20 protein-coding genes are annotated in these 22,309 nt (G+C 40.9%); 14 read left to right on the plus strand and 6 right to left on the minus strand.

Annotation, left to right across the window (positions count from 1 at the left end; genetic code table 11):
- The first annotated feature begins 49 nt into the window (after positions 1–49).
- From FTU77_RS06255 to FTU77_RS06290, 8 genes are all read left to right on the plus strand, one after another.
- Positions 50–2,089, plus strand: coding sequence for a UvrD-helicase domain-containing protein (locus FTU77_RS06255; RefSeq protein ID WP_078193107.1), 2,040 nt, complete (start codon positions 50–52; stop codon positions 2,087–2,089).
- 64 nt (positions 2,090–2,153) lie between these two features.
- A complete protein-coding gene (dut, locus tag FTU77_RS06260) occupies positions 2,154–2,606 on the plus strand; it encodes a dUTP diphosphatase (RefSeq protein ID WP_111885270.1) in 453 nt (150 codons plus the stop codon).
- A gap of 577 nt (positions 2,607–3,183) precedes the next feature.
- Positions 3,184–4,608, plus strand: a complete 1,425-nt coding sequence (locus FTU77_RS06265; RefSeq protein WP_180055308.1) for a phosphomannomutase/phosphoglucomutase — start codon at positions 3,184–3,186, stop codon at positions 4,606–4,608.
- A gap of 10 nt (positions 4,609–4,618) precedes the next feature.
- Complete coding sequence (gene argB, locus FTU77_RS06270; protein WP_078190033.1) at positions 4,619–5,527, plus strand: acetylglutamate kinase; 909 nt, start codon at positions 4,619–4,621, stop codon at positions 5,525–5,527.
- Positions 5,528–5,736: 209 nt separating this feature from the next.
- Entirely contained in the window at positions 5,737–6,585 is an 849-nt protein-coding gene (locus tag FTU77_RS06275) for a class II glutamine amidotransferase (RefSeq protein ID WP_111885279.1), read from the plus strand.
- 263 nt (positions 6,586–6,848) lie between these two features.
- A complete protein-coding gene (locus FTU77_RS06280; protein ID WP_078190032.1) occupies positions 6,849–7,304 on the plus strand; it encodes a bacteriohemerythrin in 456 nt (151 codons plus the stop codon).
- Between the two features lie 142 nt (positions 7,305–7,446).
- Entirely contained in the window at positions 7,447–8,529 is a 1,083-nt protein-coding gene (locus tag FTU77_RS06285) for a hypothetical protein (RefSeq protein ID WP_180004250.1), read from the plus strand.
- Positions 8,529–8,855: an RnfH family protein gene (locus tag FTU77_RS06290; protein ID WP_180004252.1), complete on the plus strand. Its 327-nt coding sequence runs from the start codon at positions 8,529–8,531 to the stop codon at positions 8,853–8,855. The genes FTU77_RS06285 and FTU77_RS06290 overlap by 1 nt, the downstream gene beginning before the upstream one ends.
- Positions 8,856–8,898: 43 nt before the next feature.
- Here the strand turns inward: FTU77_RS06290 and FTU77_RS06295 are convergent, their stop codons facing one another.
- Complete coding sequence (locus FTU77_RS06295; RefSeq protein WP_078193102.1) at positions 8,899–9,297, minus strand: outer membrane protein assembly factor BamE; 399 nt, start codon at positions 9,295–9,297, stop codon at positions 8,899–8,901.
- Between the two features lie 112 nt (positions 9,298–9,409).
- Between FTU77_RS06295 and fur the strand changes: the two genes are divergently transcribed.
- A complete protein-coding gene (fur, locus tag FTU77_RS06300) occupies positions 9,410–9,847 on the plus strand; it encodes a ferric iron uptake transcriptional regulator (RefSeq protein WP_078193101.1) in 438 nt (145 codons plus the stop codon).
- A 78-nt stretch (positions 9,848–9,925) separates the two neighbouring features.
- Here fur and FTU77_RS06305 read toward each other — a convergent pair whose 3' ends face one another.
- Positions 9,926–11,047, minus strand: coding sequence for a PilT/PilU family type 4a pilus ATPase (locus FTU77_RS06305; RefSeq protein ID WP_078193100.1), 1,122 nt, complete (start codon positions 11,045–11,047; stop codon positions 9,926–9,928).
- 27 nt (positions 11,048–11,074) lie between these two features.
- Positions 11,075–12,112: a type IV pilus twitching motility protein PilT gene (locus FTU77_RS06310; protein ID WP_078190026.1), complete on the minus strand. Its 1,038-nt coding sequence runs from the start codon at positions 12,110–12,112 to the stop codon at positions 11,075–11,077.
- A 125-nt stretch (positions 12,113–12,237) separates the two neighbouring features.
- On the opposite strand from FTU77_RS06310, the gene FTU77_RS06315 reads away from it, so the two are divergent.
- Both FTU77_RS06315 and FTU77_RS06320 read left to right on the plus strand, forming a co-directional pair.
- Positions 12,238–12,924, plus strand: coding sequence for a YggS family pyridoxal phosphate-dependent enzyme (locus tag FTU77_RS06315; protein WP_180055310.1), 687 nt, complete (start codon positions 12,238–12,240; stop codon positions 12,922–12,924).
- A 193-nt stretch (positions 12,925–13,117) separates the two neighbouring features.
- Complete coding sequence (locus tag FTU77_RS06320; RefSeq protein WP_078193098.1) at positions 13,118–13,918, plus strand: thioesterase family protein; 801 nt, start codon at positions 13,118–13,120, stop codon at positions 13,916–13,918.
- 48 nt (positions 13,919–13,966) lie between these two features.
- Here FTU77_RS06320 and FTU77_RS06325 read toward each other — a convergent pair whose 3' ends face one another.
- From FTU77_RS06325 to FTU77_RS06335, 3 genes are all read right to left on the minus strand, one after another.
- Entirely contained in the window at positions 13,967–17,563 is a 3,597-nt protein-coding gene (locus tag FTU77_RS06325; RefSeq protein WP_180055312.1) for an AAA family ATPase, read from the minus strand.
- Between the two features lie 9 nt (positions 17,564–17,572).
- Positions 17,573–18,826 (minus strand): exonuclease SbcCD subunit D C-terminal domain-containing protein, encoded by a 1,254-nt coding sequence (locus tag FTU77_RS06330; RefSeq protein WP_373685811.1) that lies wholly within the window; start codon positions 18,824–18,826, stop codon positions 17,573–17,575.
- Between the two features lie 133 nt (positions 18,827–18,959).
- Positions 18,960–19,337: a VOC family protein gene (locus tag FTU77_RS06335; RefSeq protein ID WP_180004259.1), complete on the minus strand. Its 378-nt coding sequence runs from the start codon at positions 19,335–19,337 to the stop codon at positions 18,960–18,962.
- Between the two features lie 169 nt (positions 19,338–19,506).
- Between FTU77_RS06335 and FTU77_RS06340 the strand changes: the two genes are divergently transcribed.
- The 3 genes from FTU77_RS06340 to FTU77_RS06350 all read left to right on the plus strand — a co-directional run bounded on the left by FTU77_RS06340 (position 19,507) and on the right by FTU77_RS06350 (position 22,297).
- Positions 19,507–20,451, plus strand: coding sequence for a GGDEF domain-containing protein (locus tag FTU77_RS06340; RefSeq protein ID WP_180004261.1), 945 nt, complete (start codon positions 19,507–19,509; stop codon positions 20,449–20,451).
- Between the two features lie 394 nt (positions 20,452–20,845).
- Positions 20,846–21,295 carry an ABZJ_00895 family protein gene (locus FTU77_RS06345; RefSeq protein WP_168379056.1) on the plus strand — a complete coding sequence of 150 codons (450 nt, stop codon included), beginning with the start codon at positions 20,846–20,848 and terminating at the stop codon, positions 21,293–21,295.
- 66 nt (positions 21,296–21,361) lie between these two features.
- Complete coding sequence (locus FTU77_RS06350) at positions 21,362–22,297, plus strand: TIGR01777 family oxidoreductase (RefSeq protein ID WP_180055316.1); 936 nt, start codon at positions 21,362–21,364, stop codon at positions 22,295–22,297.
- Positions 22,298–22,309: the final 12 nt, after the last annotated feature.

Below are 22,309 nucleotides of genomic sequence, written 5' to 3' on the forward strand. Positions count from 1 at the left end.
ATCGTTTCAGATGACTATAATCATCCTCGAATTAATAAGAGGAAAGACTATGTCACTGGCAAGTCAGTTGAACGACAAGCAACTTGAAGCAATGAAATACACTCAAGGACCCTTGTTAGTACTTGCAGGGGCAGGTTCAGGCAAAACATCGGTGATTACCCGTAAAATTGCCTATTTGGTGAAGCATTGTGGTATTCCTGCGCACCGTATCACCGCGATGACCTTTACCAACAAAGCTGCGCGTGAAATGAAAGAGCGTGTGACGAAGCTGATGAGCCGTGAAGAGGCAAAAGGGCTGTCGGTTTCTACATTCCATAACTTCGGGCTAAACATGCTCCGTTTGGAATTAAAAAATACACCACTGAAAAATAACTTTTCAATTTTAGATGCAGATGACTGCAAACGCATTTTGATGGACTTAATGCATCGCGACAATTTATCCGGTGCAGAAAGTAAAGAGCTGATTGCCAAAGCCATGAAAATGATTTCAGATTGGAAAAACGATCTGATTCCACCTGAGCAAGCGCATACCACCTGTGAAACAGCAGAAGACGTTCAGTTTGCACATCTGTATCAACTGTATGAGCGTAATTTACGTGCCTACAATGCTGTGGATTTTGATGATTTGATTGTCATGCCGACGCGCTTATTACAAGAAAATGCAGAAGTGCGTGATCGTTGGCAAAATCGAATCCGCTATTTATTGGTCGACGAATATCAAGATACCAACACCGCGCAATATATTTTGGTGAAATTACTCGTGGGTGTCATGGGACAGTTCACCGCGGTAGGTGATGATGACCAATCGATTTATGCATGGCGTGGTGCTAAGCCTGAGAATATGGCTTTATTGAAGGAAGATTTCCGTAATCTGAAAGTGATTAAGCTTGAGCAAAACTATCGCTCGACCAGTCGTATTTTAAAAGCTGCCAATACAGTTATTGGCAATAACCCACATATTTTCGATAAAAAGCTTTGGTCAGATAAAGGCCATGGTGAAGTGATCCGCGTGATTACTTGTCGTAATGACGATGATGAATCAGAACGCGTCGTAAAAGACTTGATTACGCACAAGCTGATGAACGGTAAAAATTGGAAAGACTACGCCATTTTATACCGTGGTAATTTCCAAGCGCGTGCTCTAGAGACACAGCTACGCCAAATGCAGATCCCGTATAAATTATCGGGTGGTCAGTCTTTCTTCGCTCGTGCTGAAATTAAGGACCTGATGAGCTACTTACGTTTGATCATCAACCCTGAAGATGACAGTGCATTCTTACGAATTATCAATACACCAAAACGTGCGATTGGCCCTGTGACTTTGGAAAAGCTTGGTCTATTTGCGCAGGAAAGTAATTTATCCTTACTCAGTGCAGCAGGCGACCAGCGCTTAAGTATGGCGATTCCGAAAAAAGCCACAACCCAATTGGCCGAATTTGCGGACTTTATTTCGACCTTTACTCGTGAATTATTAGAAGATGATGAACCTGTTCCGATCATTCGTCGCATGATGATTGAAGCAGGTTATATCGACTATGTTAAAGAATCTGCAGCTACTCCTGCGCAGGAAAAAACCAAACTGGATAATATTGAAGTGCTATATAGCAGTATTCAAAGTTTGATAAACCGCGCTGAAGATGTAGATGAAAAGAACATTGAAAGTGTGATTCGTAAAATGGTGCTGCTCGATATGTTAGAACAGCAACAAGAAGAAGAAGACACCGATAAAGTCAATTTGTTAACACTTCATGCGTCGAAAGGTCTGGAATTTCCATTCGTTTATTTGATTGGTCTGGAAGAAGAAATTCTACCGCATAAAAACTCCATTGCTGCTGACACGGTCGAGGAAGAACGACGTTTGATGTACGTGGGGATTACTCGTGCACGTCAAGGCTTAACTATGACTCTAGCAGAGCAACGTAAAGCCGGTGGTCAAATGCGACAAATGACACCAAGCCGTTTCTTGGACGAACTGCCACAAGATGAATTGGAGTGGTTAGGCCGCAAGAAAAAGCTGGCAGGGGATATCGATCCTAAACAGCAAGCACAGCATTATTTAGAAAATTTACGCGCGCTGATTAAGCGTTAAAGCTTAAAGCGTAGAATATTTTATTTATTTTTTGAAATTCGTTTTATTGAAACAGGAATGAACCATGAAAGTTCAAGTTAAAGTTCTCGACACACGTTTAGGTACGGAATGGCCAATGCCAACTTATGCCACAGCAGGTTCGGCAGGTCTTGATCTCCGTGCATGTGTAGAAGAAACCACCGTAATTGAACCGGGTCAAACTGTTCTGGTAAAAACAGGCCTATCGATTTATATCGAAGATACTAACTTTGCAGGTTTAATTCTGCCACGTTCAGGCTTAGGTCATAAACACGGAATCGTGTTGGGTAACTTGGTCGGTTTGATTGACTCAGACTACCAAGGTGAATTGATGGTATCTGTTTGGAACCGTAGCCAAACGGCATTTAGCCTAGAGCCGGGTGAGCGTTTAGCACAATATGTTTTAGTGCCAGTTGTACAAGCTCAGTTTGATATTGTGGATGAGTTTGAAGCCACTGAACGAGGAGCAGGCGGTTTTGGTCATACAGGTAAAAACTAATCAGCGCAAGACTTTTGATCCAGTGTGTTGACAAGTAAATGCCTACAATCAAGTAGCTAATAAAAACCATCCTCGTGATGGTTTTTATTTATATCATTTTAATTTATTAAAAATCAAACCTATATTTAGAGTGTTTAGGCTTTTATCAATATCGTTTATAGGCTTATCTCGAAAAATTTAATTCTGATGAAATTACTCGGTTTATATTTTAATAGAGAAGAATAAATTGAGCCTTGTTTGTTGATTTAAATTTAATCAATTTACTATATTTGTACAGAGTGGAAGAGGGGTTTAAAAATGTTTGAAAAGTAAAATAAATATAGATGAACGCGTGGTTTGATATTTTATAAATTGTAAAGTCTTGATTTATTTAAAAAATAATTTAGAGATAATAGGTGTTTTTGGATTGATTTTAAGTTTTTGATCAGTGTTTAAATATTATTAATTGATTATTAACTAAAATTGTTATAAAAAAGCTACACTTTTTTTCAGGATTTTATCCTTTAATTAAAAGCTTAAATTCTAAATAGAATTTAAGATTTTTTAATTAATAAAGATGTAATTAGAAGAACATAGTATGGGTTCACTGTTTAGTCACTTTCCGCAACATATTTTTCGTGCATATGACATTCGCGGGAAAATATCGCTCTTAAATGCTGATTTAGTTCAGTCAATTGCTTGTGGCTTAGTCAAACAATATTTAGATGTAGGGCAAAAGAGACTTGCCATTGGCTATGATGCGCGTTTAACCAGTCCAACCTATGCAAAAATAATTCAAAAAGTCTGCCATGAGGCTGGCCTTGAAGCGGAAATTATTGGCTGCTGCTCAAGCCCGATGTTGTATTTTATTGCGGGACAATTTCAAGGCAATGGCATTATGGTGACGGCGAGCCATAATCCAAAATCAGATAATGGTATCAAGTGGATTATCAAAGGTGAGCCACCTTGTCCAGAGATGATTCAACACGTTGCAGTCGAAGCACGAAATTGTTTTTCATCGGAACGTGTGCATTTGATGACTGAAATTGAGCCACACGAAATCAAGCCTGAATATTGTTTGGCCTATCAGAAATTTATTTTAGATGACATTCATTTACAGCAACCACTTAAAGTTGTGATCGATGGCATGCATGGTTCAGCTGGGCATTGTGCAGCCTTATTATTAAATAAATTAGGCTGTGAAGTTTTGGCATTACGTTGCCAAGCTGATGGACATTTCCCTGATCATGCTCCAGATCCATCACAGCTCAAACATTTAACCCATCTCCGCCAAGCCATACAGCTACAAAAAGCCGATATTGGCATTGCTTTAGATGGTGATGGTGATCGTTTAGTGCTGATTGATGAAACTGGCAAAGTCGTTTCTGCAGATCGATTATTGTGTTTATTTGCTGAAATTTGTTTGACTCAAAAACCACATGCAGAGGTGGTATTTGATGTGAAATGTTCAACAATGATTCGGGATACCGTGTGCGATTTAGATGCGCAGCCTGTCATGATTCGAACGGGCAGTAGTTTCTTGCGAAAATATATTTCCCAATCTAAAGGCAAAGCGGTTTTTGGTGGTGAATACGCAGGGCATTATGTTTTTAATGACGGTCGTAGTGGTGGCTATGACGACGGTCTATATGCTGCCTTAAGGGTCTTAGAATATATTCAAACTCAGGGGCTGACATTGTCAGAAGCTTTGGCGAAATATCCAGAGCGCTTTAGTACCGAAGATTTATATGTCAGTACGCATCAGCATGATCCAGCGGAAGTTTTAAAGCAGGTTGAAGCCAATTCTACGCGAATTCTGGCACAAATCAGTAAAATTGATGGAATACGCCTTGATTTTGATGATGGATTTGGCATCATTCGAGCATCGAATACAGGTGAGTATTTCACTTTACGCTTTGATGCCAACTCATCAGCACGCTTAAAAGAAATACGAGATCTGTTTGTTTCCATGTTAGTTGAGCACTATCCAGACATTGCTCATGACATTCCAGATGCTCAATAAGGAGAGGCAAATGCCACATCAACATACTGGCATCGACAAAGCACAAATCCTGACGGAAGCTTTGCCGTATATTCAACGTTTTGCGGGTAAGACGCTGGTAGTGAAGTATGGTGGTAATGCCATGACCGATCCTGAGCTTGAGAGCTCATTTGCACGTGATATCGTGCTGCTGAAAACGGTTGGTTTAAATCCGATTGTGGTTCATGGCGGTGGTCCACAAGTGGATTCATTCCTCAAACAATTAGGCCGTGAGTCTGATCGTATCGACGGTATGCGCGTGACTGATCCTGCAACGATGGAAGTTGTCGAGATGGTCTTGGGCGGCAGCGTGAACAAATCGATTGTGAACTTAATCAATAAACACGGTGGCCGTGCAATTGGTTTAACGGGTAAAGATGGTAATTTGATCCGTGCGCAAAAATTATTGATGGAAAAAACAGCCGAAGATGGTTCAGTAAAACAGATTGATTTAGGTCTAGTTGGCGAAGTGGTTGGTGTGAAAACTGACGTACTTGAAATGTTTACCCAAAGCGATTTTATTCCTGTGATTGCACCATTAGGTGTAGACGAAGACGGCAACACCTATAACATCAATGCTGACTTGGTTGCAGGTAAAGTGGCTGAAGCATTGGGTGCGGAAAAGCTAATTTTATTGACCAATATCACGGGTGTTTTAGACGAAAATAAAAATCTGCTGACTGGGTTAACCACCCAAGAAGTCGATCGTTTGATTGAAACTGGCGTGATCTATGGCGGCATGATTCCGAAAGTTGGCTGTGCATTAGATGCAGTCAAAGGCGGCGTAATCAGCGCACATATTGTTGATGGTCGTGTACCTCATGCAACATTACTTGAAATCTTTACGGATCATGGTGTGGGTACATTAATCACCAATCGAACCAATGTGAAAAAAGCTTAAGATACTTAGCATTTTTTGATATAAAAAAGCCTCTTTTGAGGCTTTTTTATTATTTATCAGTTGGCTAAGTAACTTTTGAAAAGATCAAATAATGTATTTGCCCTGTTGGATTATAAAAACTCTTACAATGGCGCCGATTTTAGATTTACAACAACTAAAACTGTCATGCACAATAGAGAAATCATAGATTTACTGCTGAAATGATCGATATGTGCCAGCTGCTCGGAATGAATTGTGCGACTCCTACCGATATAACTTTTTCGTTTCGGGGATTTTCGCAGCGAGCAGGAATTACCTCAGATCATTGTGATGGCTTTGGTATCGCTTTTTTTGAAGATAAAGCATGTCGTTTATTTGTCGACAATCAATCTGCTGTAGAGTCTCCGATTGCTGAGCTGATCCGAAACTACCCGATTAAATCTCGCAATGTGATTGCACACATTCGTAAAGCGACACAAGGCAAAATTAATCTTGAAAACTCACATCCATTTAGTCGTGAATTGTGGGGCAGACAGTGGATTTTTGCACATAATGGCGACCTACATGGCTTTCAGCCTGAGCTCACAGGGCGCTTCAGCCCCGTCGGCAATACCGACAGTGAATTGGCCTTTTGCTATTTGCTCGAGCAAATGGTGAAACGTTTTGGTTATACCGAACCTACACTCGATCAGGTGTTTGATCTGTTATTAGAAATTTCTCCTAAAATTGCAGAACATGGCACCTTTAATTTTTGTTTGTCGAATGGGCAGGCGCTATTTAGTTATGCGATTACCAAGCTGCATTGGCTGGTTCGAGAGTTTCCATTTCAGCCTGCACAGTTGATTGATATTGATGTTGAAGTCGATTTTAGTGAAGTCACTACGCCTGAAGACCGTGTTGCCGTGATTACCACTGAACCCCTAACGCAAAACGAAGTTTGGACAGCATTTGAGCCGGGTGAAATGATTTTATTTCAACATGGTCGTCCAATTCGTGCTGCAAAGACGGTTGTTGAACGTTTAGAACGTGAGCGGCTGGACCCATCTTTAAAACGTGTCACACGTGCAGATCAGTATTAATTTTGAATGAAAGATATTCATTATAAAAATGAATATCTTACACTTTATTGAATTAAGGGTGTTTTCTAAGATATTGAATTGATTAAAAAATATCTTAGCTTTATACTCGGGATTAAATAAATTAACATAATAAAAACAATTGATTGCAATATAAATGGCAGTATTTCAATTAAAACCAACCTTTTTACTTCATTTTTATTTAAGTTCTTTAATTATATGATGAAATTTACGTGATAAGTCCTTCATATTTATAGGTGGTCGTAATGAAAATGAAATGGGTTCCAGAATACAATACTGGTATCGATGTGATTGACGATCAACACAAACGGATTCTTGACTACATCAATGAAATTGATGGCATTGACGCAAATACAGATCGTGATCGTGTAAAACAAATTCTGGAAAACATTATTGATTACACGCAATCACATTTTACCTTCGAAGAATCTTTACAAGAAGAAGCGGGTTATAAATATCGTGTGCCACATAAACGCGTACATGATTTATTTATTAAAAAAATTGAATCTTACCGTGACCGTTTTGAAATGGGGCATGCGATTGAAAATGAATTACATGAAGTGCTTTCAAAATGGCTGATTAACCATATTCAGCACGATGATGCTGATTATGTCGGTGCGGTTAAAGAAAATATGATGGGTATCATCAAAGAAAAAGAAAAGAAAAAAGGCAAAAATTGGTTTGCACGTTTCTTTTCATAACCTCAAAAAATGAAATAAAAACAATTAAATTCTAATAATATCATTTGCGCAGCAAATCATCTTTAAGGTGATTTGCTTTTTGTTTTTGATTTTCAAGGCACAGCAAGGCAAAATAGCGCTAGAATTTTCAAAGGAATTTGTCATGCAGGACAATGCGATGTCGAAATGGTTATCGCCACTGATGGCGTTCTGTTTATCTTTTATCATTATTGCAACTTTAGCACCGGTAACAGGTATTCAAATTGAACGTCAGCTAGATTTCTGGCTGTTGTGGCTAGGTACAATGCTTATTTTAGCTTTACCGCTATGTTATTTGGAAATTGCTTTAGCAAAACGTTCAAAAATTACAGCAGTTCAAGCACTGTCTTCGCTAACACGTGATGCGGATGCTTCACCCAAATGGCGTATAGTCGGTTGGCTTGCCGTAGTATTTATTCCATTTTTAGCAGGTGCCATGCTTTCAGCCGCGTCGCAATATGTGGCAATTTTTACAGCTAATGGCTTTGCCTATAGCATTATTTTGGCTGTCCTTGCGGTCATTGCATTTGCATTGTCGTTTGTACCACGCCAATTTTTAGTGATTTTGACCGCTATTGGTGTGATTGCTGCAGTAGTTTTAGCGAATGTTATGGGAACTGCCTTACCAGAGTGGAAAATGACTGCGCTCGAATTTAGTGAGTGGGGCAATGCAACTGTCTTGGCGCTCGTAGCAAGTGGTTTGGGGATGGGCTTGTATTGGCAGTCAAGTTTACCAGCCGTGAAGCAACAAGAGATTGCAAGCAAAACGGTATTTCCGATTTGGATCGCTCAACTTTTGGCAGTGGTTGCTTTTGCCTTTTTCGCAGCAAAAGCACAAGTATCTGCTTTAGCACTGGTTGTGGGTTTAGTCGCAGCTTCAGCATTGCTGATTCAAATGGCACGTGAACAATTACAACAACGCCAATTGGCCATAGTGGTGCAATGGGCGATTTTATTGGTTGCGGTTTTTGTATGGGCACTGAGCACTGTTGTTCCAGTATTTAATATTGCCTTGTTGATTTGGGGCTTAATTATTTGTCTGATTTATGCGATTTTCGCAGGTTGGATTATGAAGATTAGTCATCTACGTAAGTCAATGAACTTCAGTCATGAAACCTTTTATAATATTTGGCGTATTGCTGTACGTATCGTAGTGCCCTTGTCAATAATATTGGCATTGGTGGCTGTGATTGGGCAGTTATTCTAATGACAGCTCAGTTACAAGTGTGGGTGGCTTATGCGAGCGTGGAACAGCAGATATTAATTCCTCTAATCTTTAATCCCGGTATGACGGTTGAAGATGCTATTGTGCAAAGTGGCATTCGAAAACAAGTAGATTTACCAGAAGTATTAACACTAGGAATCTTCGGGGCGCGTGTAAGCGATTCATCTCAGTTACTTGAAGCAGGTGATCGTGTCGAAATCTATCGTGCATTAACCATTAATCCGAAAGATATTCGTCGTAATCGCGCCAAGAAAAATCCCGTTGGTCGTTATTGTCGAGGCAATCGTTTCAAACAATTGTACTTATAAAAAAAACCCCTAAATTTAGGGGTTTATTTTTATCTGAAAGCGACTATAGTGGTGGCGCAGTTAAAATCGCTTCTTTAGAACCTGGTAAGCCAGGTTGAGACTCTGGAATGGTTTCTAAGCCTTCAATTTTTTGAACGATACCGTTTTGGTCAAAGAAGATTTTTAAGTGTTGACCATGTGCAGCAGGAATCTTGGCTTTTTTAGCATATGTTCCTGGGGTATACTTATAAATGTAGTCCCAACGTAACGGATTCATTGGATCGGCAACAGTTGGACTACCTAGCAAAAAGCGAACTTGTTGGTGGCTCATTCCCACTTGAATTTTAGCCGCTTGTGCTTGAGTTAAAGGTGTACCTTGTGGAATATCAACTTTATAAACGCCCAAGGTTGAACAGCCTACGAGCAATGAAGTGACAAATAACGTCAGCATGATTTTTTGCATTTTGCTAAACTATCCCAAATTAATTATGATGCATTTGATCCAAGGATAGATCATACTGCATCTAAACTTTGTTGCATATTCCAACTTTAATTTTGTTGAGAGACCTTTTTTCATGCCTATTTCAAATCAAGATTTACGTAAAGCTGGACTTAAAGTTACACTTCCACGAATTAAAATATTGGAATTGCTTGAAAATTCAAGACAACATCACTTAAGCGCAGAAGATATTTATAAGACTTTACTTGAACAGGGTGAAGATGTGGGTTTAGCAACTGTGTATCGCGTGTTAACACAGTTTGAAGCTGCAGGTATTATTCAACGCCATCATTTTGAAAACAATCATTCTGTTTTTGAGATTATGCAAGAAGATCACCATGACCATATTGTGTGTCAAAACTGCAATAAAGTGGTGGAATTTACTAATGATGTGATTGAGCATGAGCAACATCAAGTGGCAGAAAAATTTGGTTTCCAACTTACAGGTCACTCATTAAATCTTTATGGCTATTGTGATGCGCCTGAATGCCAAGAAGCATATCGTAAAAAATAATCCGATACGGATGAGAATGAATAAAAAACAGACTTCATGTGAAGTCTGTTTTTTATTTCCGAAAGCGTTTAAGCAAAATTAATGTTGACCATCAAAGGTAATATTTGAATTTGCACGCAGTAAATGCTCACCGCCTTCTTCAGACAATTTAATTTGTAGACGCAGGTCGTTCGGTGAATCGGCATGTTTGAGCGCATCTTTGTAGCTAATTTGCTTGGCTTTATAAAGGTCATATAAGGCTTGGTCAAAGGTTTGCATACCTAGTTCACGAGAACGCTTCATCAGGTCTTTAATTTCATGCACTTCACCCTTACGGATTAAGTCTGAAATTAAAGGTGAGTTGATCAAAATCTCAATGGCAGCACGACGTGAATTACCATCAATGGTTGGAATCAACTGCTGCGCAACCATTGCTTTTAAGTTCAAAGACAAGTCCATGAATAGCTGACTATGACGATCTGCTTCAAAGAAGTGAATGATACGATCGATGGCCTGGTTGGCGTTGTTGGCATGCAGTGTTGCAAAAACCAAGTGACCGGTTTCAGCAAAGGCAATCGCATAGTCCATAGTTTCTCGTGAACGAATCTCACCAATCAGAATCACGTCAGGTGCCTGACGTAGCGTATTTTTTAAGGCAACTTCGAAAGAGTCGGTATCAATACCCACTTCACGTTGGGTAATGATACAGCCTCGGTGTTGGTGTACAAATTCAATCGGGTCTTCAATGGTAATGATATGACCTTTGCTATTTTCATTACGATAGCCAATCAAAGATGCCAAAGAAGTTGATTTACCTGTACCTGTTGCACCTACGAAAATGATAATGCCACGCTTGGTCATCGCTAATTCTTTTAAAATCGGCGGTAATTTCAACTCATCCATCGTTGGAATGACAGTTTCGATACGACGCAGCACCATACCTGGCTGGTCACGTTGTTGAAATGCACTGACACGAAAACGAGCAGATTTACTGGTATTGCTAATGGCAAAGTTACATTCACGCGTATCGGCAAATTCCTTACGCTGCTTTTCAGACATTATCGAATGTAAGATTTGACCGACAGTCGGGCCCGGTAACTTAGTCGAGCCAATAGGCAAAATTTGCCCATTGATTTTAATCGAGGGTTCAACATCGGCTGTAATGAACAAATCCGATGCTTTTTTCTCCACCATATAATCAAGTAAGCCGTTAAAATCCATAACGATCGCCCCAAAAAAATAAAAAAATTACAAGAAAGATTCGGGTTGTTTCGCTGCAGTCCGTGCAGTTTGCGTACTAATAATGCCTTTTGCGACAAGGTTTTTTAAGCTTTGATCGAGTGTGGTCATACCGTAGTTGGCACCCGTTTGAATCGCTGAATACATTTGCGCAACTTTGTTTTCACGAATCAAGTTACGGATCGCAGGAATACCAATCATAATTTCATGGGCAGCCACACGACCACCGCCATTTTTCTTGAGTAGGGTTTGTGAAATTACGGCTTGAAGTGATTCAGATAACATGGCACGAACCATATCTTTTTCTTCAGCAGGGAATACGTCAATCACACGGTCAATGGTTTTTGCCGCAGAGGTGGTATGTAGAGTACCGAAGACCAAGTGACCTGTTTCAGCGGCTGTCAGTGCCAAACGAATGGTTTCAAGGTCACGCATCTCACCGACTAAGATAATATCCGGGTCTTCACGCAGTGCGGAACGAAGTGCTTCGTTAAAGCCGTGGGTATCACGGTGTACTTCACGTTGGTTGACCAAACATTTTTTAGATTCGTGTACAAATTCTATCGGGTCTTCGACCGTTAGAATATGGTCATATCGGTTGTCGTTAATGTAATCGACCATCGCAGCAAGCGTGGTTGATTTACCCGAACCCGTTGGACCGGTCACCAGTACGATGCCACGTGGATATTCACAAATATCTTTAAAGATTTGGCCCATGCCAAGATCTTCAATGGTTAATACTTTTGAAGGAATGGTACGGAAAACGGCACCAGCACCACGGTTTTGGTTAAATGCGTTCACACGGAAACGTGCCACACCAGGGACTTCAAATGAAAAGTCAGTTTCTAATTTTTCTTCGTAATCACGACGCTGTTTATCGTTCATGATGTCGTAAACCAATTTGTGTACTTCTTTATGTTCAAGAGCAGGTAGGTTGATACGACGAACTTCACCATCCACACGAATCATTGGTGGCATACCAGAAGATAAATGTAAATCCGAAGCGTTATTTTTGGCAGCAAAGGCCAATAGTTCTGTAATGTCCATAAAATCCCCGAGATAAAAATTAAATCTTAATTATTTTGATAGAATAATAAGGCTTTCCCACAGCTTAACCAACACTTAGTTGCAGGGCAATGCAAAAAAAGATGAATGAAATGAGAACCCCGTCAATGAATAAACTTCAAGAAGCACGAAATCAAGTCTTGCAGCAAATTGAGCAGGCTTGCCAACTTGCGGGTCGACCACAGCAGTCGGTTGAATTGTTGGCTGTATCTAAGACGCATCCTGCTGAAATGCTAAGAGAAATGTATACAACGGGGCAACGCTCATTTGGTGAAAATTATCTGCAAGAAGCGCTTGAAAAAATTGAGGCTTTGGCAGATTTAGAGATTGATTGGCATTTCATTGGTCATGTACAGCGCAATAAAACCAAACATTTGGCTTCAAACTTTGCTTGGGTGCATGGGGTAGACCGTTTGATTATTGCGGAGCGTTTATCAAGCCAGCGAGAAGCGACTCAAGCGCCTTTGAATATTTGCCTACAAGTCAATATTGACGCGCAAGATACGAAGGATGGCTGTCAGCCGAATGAAGTAGCAGATTTGGTCGCACAGATTTCTACGCTACCGAATTTACGCTTACGTGGACTGATGGTGATTCCTGCTCCAAACAATCCACACGCTTTTGTTGATGCCAAAGTGCTCTTTGAGCATGTCAAAGCACAGCATGCGAAACCTGAAGATTGGGATACATTAAGTATGGGGATGTCAGGCGATATGACTGATGCGATTGCTGCGGGTTCAACGATGGTTCGCGTGGGGACAGCATTGTTTGGCGCACGTGATTATTCAAAATAGGACAGAAGATTCAGCCTGCTTTCAAAAACTAGGCTTATAAAGTGTAAGCACAGCAGATAAATTTTCACAATAGATGAAACCTATGGGTTCAAAGTGAGCCTTTTAATTTGAACTTTCCATTAAAGTTGAGTACAAAATAATCAGGATGTTTTTGATATTGAAGTAATTCACACTTGGACAAATAGGGAAGTTCATGACGGCATATTATCAGTTGATTCAACGCGACGTAGATGCGCAAGGCTGTGTCACGGCACATTACCATTCGACCAATTTAGCACAAGGTGCATGGAATGCACATGAGCAACACATGGCACCAGCTACAGGCATTATTTGTGCTGAATTAGACCGTTTTTCACCACGTCATGATATGCGTATCGGGCGCATTAGCCTCGATATTTTGGGCTTAATTCCTGCTGGCGAGTTTGAAATAATCACGCAAGTGATTCGTCCGGGAAAAACCATTGAACTGATTGAATCTGAAATGCGGGCTCAGGGCAAAACCTGCATTGTGGCACGCACTTGGCGCATGATGACGCAAAATAGCCAGTCCGTGAAAGGTTTGGAGGATGCTGATGTGACTGGGCCAGAAACTGCGCCGATTTGGGACGGTATCCGTCAGTGGCCGGGGGGATATATTCAGTCGATTGAAGCAAGAAGCCATGGGCGCCGTGCAGGTCAAGGCATTGTGTGGCTGAGAACACAGCATGACATGGTTGAAGGTGAGCCGACTGCTGATTTTGTCCGTTTAATGGGCATGGTTGATACCGCCAATGGTATTGTTCCGCGTCAGGATTGGCCATTTGGCTGGGGCTTTCCAAATCTGGATCTACAAATCCATTTGCACCGTTTACCACAGGGACAGTGGTTAGGTCTGGAAACCGTGCAGCAGTATGGAGCGGATGGTGTTGGTTTGAGTAGTTCTGTATTGCATGATGTCCATGGCCCATTTGGGCGTAGTGAACAGATTTTAACGCTACGTCCACTCGGGACGTAATGATCTAGAGAATCAAAAATTATAAAGCCTGCTTTAAGCAGGCTTTTTTTAAGATACGATTTGGATGGTGCTTGCACCTGCTCCGACAGGATTGACTTGAATTTGCACAGGGATTCGTTCGTGCATTTCTTGAATGTGAGAAATTAGCACGACTTTACGCCCTTGGTTTTGCAGCTGATCCAGAGCATTCATCACCATGTGCAGACTTGAGGCATCCAGCGTGCCAAAACCTTCATCAATAAACAGGCTTTCGATTTTGGTCGTACCTGATGCCATACTCGCAATGGCTAATGAGAGAGCGAGGGCCGTTAAGAACGACTCACCGCCTGAAAGTGAAGAGACAGAGCGGGTTTCACCATCCATATCATGATCGACAATGGCTAGGCTTAAGGAATTTTCAAGGCGCTTTAAGGTATAGCGTTGTGAAAGCATCGCCAATTGCTGGTTAGCATACTCGATTAAAATATCGAGATTATATTGCTGCGCTAAATCACGGAATTTTTTGCCCGTTGCATCGCCTATGAGGCTCGAAATCTTATTCCAGCGGTGTTCTTCAGATTGGATCTGTTGAATTTGCTCGGCAAATTGCTGCTGTTTTGCGACGTTGCGCTGATGCACTTCGAGTTTGAGTTTCACTTCATCACGCTGTTCCATCACTTGGCTTATTTGTTCTACTAAGCTTTGCAATTGTGCGAGTAGGGTTTCAATTTCGATCTCAGGCTGCAGCGTTAAGTGCTGCTGTAATTGCTCATCAAAAGCCTTCTTGGTAGATTGCGCATGATTATATGCACGTTCAGCCGAGCTAATTTGCTGTTTGAGTTGTAATTCTTGCTCATGTGTAATTTCACTGAGCTGCTGTAACAGGGTGTCATTAAAATCAATATGCAGCGCTAACCACTGTTGAATACTTTGTACAGCTGCTTCCTGTTGATTTTGCAGCTGTAATAGCTGTGCCTGATACTTTTGCAGCGCTGCTTGTGCCGTATCAAAGGCTTGGCGTAGCTGCTCAAATTGTTGACGGACCGTATTAAACTGAGTTTGCAGCTGTTGTCGATTTTGCTCAAACTGTAATAACCATTCATGTGGTTTTTCAACAGTCACTTGGGTCATGGCAAAAATAGCTTGGATTGCAAGATCGCTATTTTGCTTACCTTCTTCTAACAGTGTCGAAATGCGTTTTTCAGTTGCCGCAATATTCTCTTGACTGAATTTTGTATGCTGTTTCGCCTGTTCCAGCTGCTGTGTTTTTTGATTCAGTTGCGTATTCAGTTCATTGCGTTGTTTTAAGGTGTGAAGGCGCTGCTGTAATTGCTTATAAATCTGTTCAGCAGCGGTGCGGGTCGATTGCTGCCATGCATGTTTTTCAGTGTCATTGAGTAAAGACAAAATAGGTTGAATATTTTGTTCTGCATGTTGTACATCGGTCAGTTGCTTTGTCGTGTGCTGAATGTATTGAGACAAAGACTGGCTGTTTTGCTGCGCGTGTTCATGGGTTTTTAAATCAGCTTCTGTGTGCTGCAAAGACTGCTGGGTTTGTGCAATATGATGTGAGATAGTTGTTTCAAGCAAGCTCAAATCTGCACTTAAATCACAAGGGATGCTCAGTGCATGAAGTGATTGCTCAAGCTGGGTTTGGACATTGCTCTGTTGCGTGCTGATTGAGAAGAGTTGCTGTGCATTGGCTTCAAAGGCAGTGGACTGCTGTGTGCATTTTTTTTGCAGTTGCTGCCACAGATCAAAGGCTGTTTTTTCCTGCGCCAGAGCTTGCTGTTCCTGCTGTTCTTGCAGCTTTAACAGTTCATGGGAAAGCACATCTTGGCTATGTGTATAAGGGTGCTCTGTGCTACCACATACCACGCATGCTTCACCTGCAACCAAGTTAGCTCTGAGCTGTTCAATATTTTCCGCATGCAGTAATCGCTGCTGCTGCAGTACAGTTTGCAAATTTTCTCGAGCAGCTTTTTGTGTATGAAACTCAGTTTCAGCTGTGCTGCATTGCTGCTGATGCTGTGCGAGATCACTTTGCAGTTTTTGTTGCTCTTGCAATTTTTGCTGATGTTCAAGATGTATAGAGTGGTAACGTTGCCAATGACTCTTTGTGATATCCAACTGATTGAGACGATTTAATCGATCTTCACGCGCTGTACGCAAGCCCGTAATTTTAGTGTTAAGCGCTTGGTCTTGCCCAAATTGCTGAATGAGCTGCTCAAGTTGCTGTTGTTTTTGAGTCACTTGCTGCGTAGCTTGCGAAACATCACCATATTGCTGCTCAAATTGAATATAACTTTGAATAAAGCGCTGTAAAGGGCTGAGATGTGCAGACAGCGCTTCATCTAAAACTTGGAAATGAGCTGTTTGTAGCAGTTGGGTGTTTTGCTGCGCTAACTGTTGTTCTAACTGCTGCTGTATTTGTTGCAATTGCTGTTCGGCTTCAAGCAGTGGGGTGTGCTGGGCTTGAAGTTTTTGGAGTTCATCTTTGACGGCAATTAACTGATCGCCTAGCACTCGGCGGTCGGCAATTCGCGCACGTACTACATCAATTTGATTTTGATGATCCACTTCAAATTGGTGCTGCTGTTTTTGCTGCAGATCAATCTGTTCAAATTGCGCTTTCTCATGATTAAACTGAATTTCAATAGCGTTGAATTGCTGTTGTGCCTGAGCCAATTGTGGCTGCAGCGTTGCCATTTCAGTATTTAAATTATTTCGTTGAATGATGCTCGGACGGATTGACGCAAATTTTTCCAGTTGCTCCAATTGCAGCTTCTGCGGCTGCAGTGCATCTAATTGCTGCTGTTGAACAGCCAAATATTGCTCACGTTGCTGAAGATCCGTAATTAGTTTGTCTTTGTGTTGAAACCATTGCTGCTGTTTGAGCAGTTGCTGTTTTTCATTATCAAGTTTTTGGTAAGACTCAGCATGACTTTGAAATTGCGCCGTGTATAAGGCAAGATCTTCATCAGACAATATTTCAATATGTCCTAAAACATTTTCCAGCTCTTTACGCTGATTGGCAATTTCTTTGGTTTTATCAAAGGCCAATTGACCAATTTTTGCGAAGATTTCAGAGTTGGTTAGATACTCTAAAAGTTTTCCACGTTCATTATCACGCGCTTTTAAAAAAGCAGTGACTTCTGATTGTGCGAGTAGCACTGTGCGGGTAAATTGTTCGAAACTGAGTTTTATAATTTCGGGGATATGCTTTTCAACCTGTTTGGTTTGATTTGCAATAATTGTTTCGTCCGTTAAGCATTTTAGTGAACGCTGTACGCTTTGCAATTTACCGGTTGGGTTTTCACGGGCACGTTTAATTTCCCAACGTGCCGAATAGACTTTTTGGTCTTGAGCAATAAAACTGAGCTCGGCAAAGCCTTGGCCTGTACCGCGCCGTAATACGGTTTGCGGTGAGTTGGTTGGCAGCTCTGAACCATCTACATCGATGAGTTTGCCATCACTGTCTTTTAAGCGAGGCACACGGTTAAACAGCGCCAAACACATGGCATCTAAAATGGTCGATTTACCTGCACCTGTTTTGCCGATAATTGCCACTAAGCCTGCACTAGCCAATGGCTCAGATTCAAAATCAATAAAATGCTCACCCGCTAAAGATGCCAAGTTTTTAATACGTATAGATAAAATTTTCATGGCAATTCCTTAAGCGTTCGCATCATCTTCAAGTGATTTTTGTGCTTCATCGACCAAACTTAAAAAATCTTTCATAACGGTATCATCAGCACCATAGCCTTGTTTTTCCCAAAGATTTTGAAATAGTTTTTCAGGCGTAGGCGGATCAAGGTTGATTGCAGCTTGCTGCTGATTATTTTCATCAGAATTTAAATAACGTCGGCTGATACGCACCAAACGGTAGCGGTTCGGTGCTAAAGCTTCTTCAAACTGCTGTCTTAAATTAGGTGCAGGCGGGGTGTCGGTATGATATTCAATTTCGACATATTCACGCTGATCAATATCTTCAATTTCACCGTTCGCCAAAGCAGATAATTGTGCCAAAACTTCTGGAATTGTGCCTTTGATGCGATGCAATTGCACACTGCGCGGAATTGCTAAGGACCCCATTTGAAAGCGTGATTCATCTGTTTGAGTTGGATCAATACTGATCTCAAGCACTTGGTGCTTATAATTAATTTCACTAAATGACAGGGGAATCGGTGAGCCGCTATAACGGATATGGGTCTGTGCGACTTTTTGCGGTTTATGCAAATGCCCAAGTGCGACATAGTCAATTACATCATCAAATAGGGCAGTCGAAAGCGCTTCTTCATTGCCAATAATAATCGGGCGCTCTGAGTCCGACGTTTCACCGCCTTGCATGTGGGCATGTGACATTAAAATTAAGGCTTGATCTGAAGTTTTACGTGCTTTGGCTTCCGCAATTAATTGCTGATGCACATAGGTAATAGCGTTTTGGCTATTGGTGGTTTGATCATTGAATCCGGTGATCTCGGCAGCCCGTAAAAAAGGTAAGGTTAGACACCATGCCACAATATTTTTGTGTTCATCATAAATAGGCACGAGTAATCGGTCTAAATCGAGCTGACCTTCAGTATTTTTATGGACCACGCCAACAGCTTTGGCATGGTATTTTTCTAATAATGGCTCAACTTGTTCAATACGGTAACCTGAGTCATGATTGCCTGCGATCATCAGGGTTTGCATGTGCGGGGCACGCACATGCGCATCGGCTAAAAATTGATAGAGCTGTTTTTGCGCTTTGGAAGCTGGGTTGATGACATCAAAAATATCGCCAGCTATCAGCAGGGCATGCGGCTGCTTTTGTTCTATTTGTTCGAGTAACCAATGAAGAAACTGTTCGTGTTCGTAGTCACGTGAGTGGTTATAGAAGAATTGTCCTAAATGCCAATCAGAAGTATGAAAAAAACGAACAGTCATGCAAGCCCCCAAAAATCAAAAAAATTGATTGGGGTCTAAAGTATCACAGATGTTCACATTTTCGAGGGTGATTAATCATTCATACGTCAAACTAAGTCGTTCTCGACAGTTACAAGGTCATCAATCTAAGCTGTTACTGTGCATTTGAATCGACTTGTACGAGGCCAAAGGTATTGTGGTCTGGGTCTAAGAAATAGCCTTGCCAACATTGACCAGGAATCGCAAATTTTTCCATGGCAATTTGACCACCCTGCGCCAAAATTTTCTCAGCGATATGGTCGAAATCTTCAACTTCAAAACTACAGGTAAATGCATTGGTGCCGCAGTGCGTTGGTGGAGTCTGAGCAGGGCGCTCTAAGAGGCCACCATGAATGCCTTGAGTTTCAATACGGAAGTATTGAATCGGTAGCCCTTCAACTGGGATAAATGACCAACCGAAAACCGCAGAATAAAAGGCAACTTCACGCTTTGGATCGGAGCTTTGAATTTCAAAATAGCAGAGCTGGTTCATTGTTATTACTCTTTGTTTGATGGATTGCACATTTCAAATAGCAGAGATTTGAAATTAGGCTAAAAAATACCAAGAACTAGGAATATAAAATGTTGTTCTAATCCTGTATATAGATCAATTGTTGTACAGCAGGTGTATTACCTGCATTTGGGGTAGCAGGAGATGCAACATGCCAAATAATCCTTTTGATGAAGAAAAACTTGCAAATAGTATGGTGTATAAGACTTTATTAGAGTCTACATTAGCCATTCCTTGGTGTATTGATTGGGACAGTAAAACATTCAGCTATATTGGACCGCAAATTGAAAAGTTGCTCGGTTGGAAGCAAAATACTTGGCGCACCGTTCAGGACTGGGCATCACGTATGCATGAGGAAGACCGTGATTTTGTGCTGAATTATTGTGTTTCGCAGTCGATGGCTGGTATAGATCATGAGGCAGATTATCGCGCACTTAAAGAGGATGGTTCATATCTTTGGATACGTGATGTTGTGCATGTCGTGCGTAAACCAAATGGTGATGTAGATTGCCTCGTAGGATTTATGTTTGATATTTCCGAACGTAAAAAACAAGAAGAACAGTTACAAAAATTGCAACGTCAGCTCGAAGAATATTCATATAAAGATGGCTTAACCGGTATTGCCAATCGACGTTTGTTTGATGACTTTTATCAACGCGAATGGTTGAACGCGATACGCACACAAAAGCCACTGAGTTTAATTCTGATCGATTTGGATTATTTTAAACAATACAACGACTTGAATGGTCATGTGATTGGGGATACATGTCTGCGTCAAATTGCGAAAAGTTTGGAATCTTGTTGTACACGACCTCGTGATTTAGTCGCGCGTTTTGGTGGTGAGGAATTTGCTTGGATTTTACCAGAAACCAATGAGGCAGCAGCAGCAGTGATGGCCGATAGAATTATGGAGGCCGTGCGTGCTGCACGATTACCGCATAAAGCTTCAGCGGTGTCTGAACTCGTCACACTCAGCATGGGGGTAAAAACCATTATTCCATCAGATCTAGATAATCGAATGCAATTTTTGGATCAGGTCGATAAAAACCTCTATGTAGCGAAAAGACAGGGGCGTAATCGCTATTGTGCTGCATAACATGGCTTTGCTGTTGTGACTTATTTTAAAGTTGCAGCAAGTTTTTAGTCAGTCGATATTTTATCGGCTGATTTTTTTGGGTGTAGAATATAAAAATTAAATGCTGAATACATAAGGCACAAAATAAAAGACCGACGATTCGAGTGATGATGAAATCGTCGGTCAAAAAATCGATTTCAAATTTAAGTGATGGCTGCTGTTCATACTTAAATTCAAAATGAAACTTATTGCTTTTAAAAAGGTCACCGAAACATTGTGGATGCCGTCCAAATCATCGGTTGCTACAGACCTTGTACCCTATATAACGTAGCTGATTACAGATTGGTTGACATGAAAATGAAAAAAAATGCATTTTTTTTTATACTAGGTGTCAACTTCTTCTTGGGTTAGGGTCATGGTGTCTTTAACACGTTATTTTTTCTTGTTTTTTTTCATTTGTTTAATCATGACCTGTATTTGCGGTGTGATCGCAGCATTATTGCCACAGGGTGTGGGTGGTATTTTAACGGTCGTACCCTATCTGATTGCCATGATCGTGGTGTTATTTCGGTTTTTAAATAAAAATCAGAGAGCACCGACACAGGCAGAACGTAAAAAATTTACCCTAGGTTTTAGCCTGATTTTTTGGTTATATAATTTTGGTTTTGTACTTTTGGGTATCGCAATTTTTTCAAGAAAAGATCCTGAAATTTGGCAAAATTTAATGCTCTATGTTCAACATCCTCAGTTTATGAGTTTAATGGTGATCATGTTATTACTGATGGCTATCCCTTTGTATTTAATCACCTATTGGTTTTATGGTCCGCAAGCACAGCGGATGGCTTCTCAAAAGTTTGGCGCATAAAGCTTGATCATCTGGTGATCTTGTTCTATAGATAACAGTATTATTTCATATAGATAAGAACAAATTATGCATCAGCCCACAGTACTGCTGACGGGTGGCAGCGGTTTTATTGGCACACATCTCATCAAGGCACTTTTAGCTGCGGATTATAAAGTGATTGGGCTCAGTCGTAAGGCTGGGCGTATTTCTAAATCACCACATTTAACTTGGGTACAGCAGCTCGATCAAATTCCTCATGACAGAATTGATTATGTGATTAATCTTGCAGGTGAAAGTATCGGCAAAGGTCGCTGGACAGAGACGCGTAAACAGCAATTATTAGAAAGTCGGGTCAAAACCACAGAAGCGCTGTATCAATATTTACGTAAACGTAAAATTTTTCCGAAATGCATTATTTTAGGTTCGGCTGTTGGCTATTATGGTATTGATATTGAAGAACAATGGACAAAAGTGTGCGATGAAAATGCTGCACCACAAGCCATTTTTATGTCAGAGCTATGCCAAAGTTGGGAGCAAGTCACACGCCAATTTCCTGAACAAAATACCATTATCACACGACTAGGTGTGGTCTTGGCTGAAGGTGGCGGAATCTTACCGCAAATGCTGCGACCGATTCAGCTCAATTTGGTCAACAAAATAGGTTCCGGTCGGCAGCCTTTTGTGTGGATACATATACAAGATGTGATCCGAAGTATGCTGTTTTTAATGAAACAAGCAGAGAAAAAACATGCATTGCTTGAACCCACGCCAATCGATCCGCATATTTTTAATTTAGTTGCGCCTGAAAAATCGACACAGGCTCAATTTGCGCAGATTGCAGCACGTCAATTAGCGAAAAAGCCGTGGCTCAATGTGCCTGCAATTGTTTTTAAAATTTTATTGGGTGAGCAATCGCAATTAATTTTAAATGGTCAACTGGTTCAGCCAGCTGCTTTATTACAGCAAGGCTTTGAGTTTAAATTTCCGACGTTAAAAGAAGCCTTGCAGGATTTATTGGCTTAGTTGAATTTGACC

The sequence above is a fragment of the Acinetobacter sp. YH12142 genome, from assembly GCF_013418435.1.
Taxonomy (GTDB): Bacteria; Pseudomonadota; Gammaproteobacteria; order Pseudomonadales; family Moraxellaceae; genus Acinetobacter; species Acinetobacter amyesii.

Excerpts from the sequence above, each read along its gene's own strand:
- FTU77_RS06255 (WP_078193107.1), top strand. The coding sequence starts at position 50 with ATGTCACTGGCAAGTCAGTTGAACGACAAGCAACTTGAAGCAATGAAA.
- dut (WP_111885270.1), top strand. The coding sequence starts at position 2,154 with ATGAAAGTTCAAGTTAAAGTTCTCGACACACGTTTAGGTACGGAATGG.
- FTU77_RS06265 (WP_180055308.1), top strand. The coding sequence starts at position 3,184 with ATGGGTTCACTGTTTAGTCACTTTCCGCAACATATTTTTCGTGCATAT.
- argB (WP_078190033.1), top strand. The coding sequence starts at position 4,619 with ATGCCACATCAACATACTGGCATCGACAAAGCACAAATCCTGACGGAA.
- FTU77_RS06275 (WP_111885279.1), top strand. The coding sequence starts at position 5,737 with ATGTGCCAGCTGCTCGGAATGAATTGTGCGACTCCTACCGATATAACT.
- FTU77_RS06280 (WP_078190032.1), top strand. The coding sequence starts at position 6,849 with ATGAAAATGAAATGGGTTCCAGAATACAATACTGGTATCGATGTGATT.
- FTU77_RS06285 (WP_180004250.1), top strand. The coding sequence starts at position 7,447 with ATGCAGGACAATGCGATGTCGAAATGGTTATCGCCACTGATGGCGTTC.
- FTU77_RS06290 (WP_180004252.1), top strand. The coding sequence starts at position 8,529 with ATGACAGCTCAGTTACAAGTGTGGGTGGCTTATGCGAGCGTGGAACAG.
- FTU77_RS06295 (WP_078193102.1), bottom strand. The coding sequence starts at position 9,297 with ATGCAAAAAATCATGCTGACGTTATTTGTCACTTCATTGCTCGTAGGC.
- fur (WP_078193101.1), top strand. The coding sequence starts at position 9,410 with ATGCCTATTTCAAATCAAGATTTACGTAAAGCTGGACTTAAAGTTACA.
- FTU77_RS06305 (WP_078193100.1), bottom strand. The coding sequence starts at position 11,047 with ATGGATTTTAACGGCTTACTTGATTATATGGTGGAGAAAAAAGCATCG.
- FTU77_RS06310 (WP_078190026.1), bottom strand. The coding sequence starts at position 12,112 with ATGGACATTACAGAACTATTGGCCTTTGCTGCCAAAAATAACGCTTCG.
- FTU77_RS06315 (WP_180055310.1), top strand. The coding sequence starts at position 12,238 with ATGAATAAACTTCAAGAAGCACGAAATCAAGTCTTGCAGCAAATTGAG.
- FTU77_RS06320 (WP_078193098.1), top strand. The coding sequence starts at position 13,118 with ATGACGGCATATTATCAGTTGATTCAACGCGACGTAGATGCGCAAGGC.
- FTU77_RS06325 (WP_180055312.1), bottom strand. The coding sequence starts at position 17,563 with ATGAAAATTTTATCTATACGTATTAAAAACTTGGCATCTTTAGCGGGT.
- FTU77_RS06330 (WP_373685811.1), bottom strand. The coding sequence starts at position 18,826 with ATGACTGTTCGTTTTTTTCATACTTCTGATTGGCATTTAGGACAATTC.
- FTU77_RS06335 (WP_180004259.1), bottom strand. The coding sequence starts at position 19,337 with ATGAACCAGCTCTGCTATTTTGAAATTCAAAGCTCCGATCCAAAGCGT.
- FTU77_RS06340 (WP_180004261.1), top strand. The coding sequence starts at position 19,507 with ATGCCAAATAATCCTTTTGATGAAGAAAAACTTGCAAATAGTATGGTG.
- FTU77_RS06345 (WP_168379056.1), top strand. The coding sequence starts at position 20,846 with ATGGTGTCTTTAACACGTTATTTTTTCTTGTTTTTTTTCATTTGTTTA.
- FTU77_RS06350 (WP_180055316.1), top strand. The coding sequence starts at position 21,362 with ATGCATCAGCCCACAGTACTGCTGACGGGTGGCAGCGGTTTTATTGGC.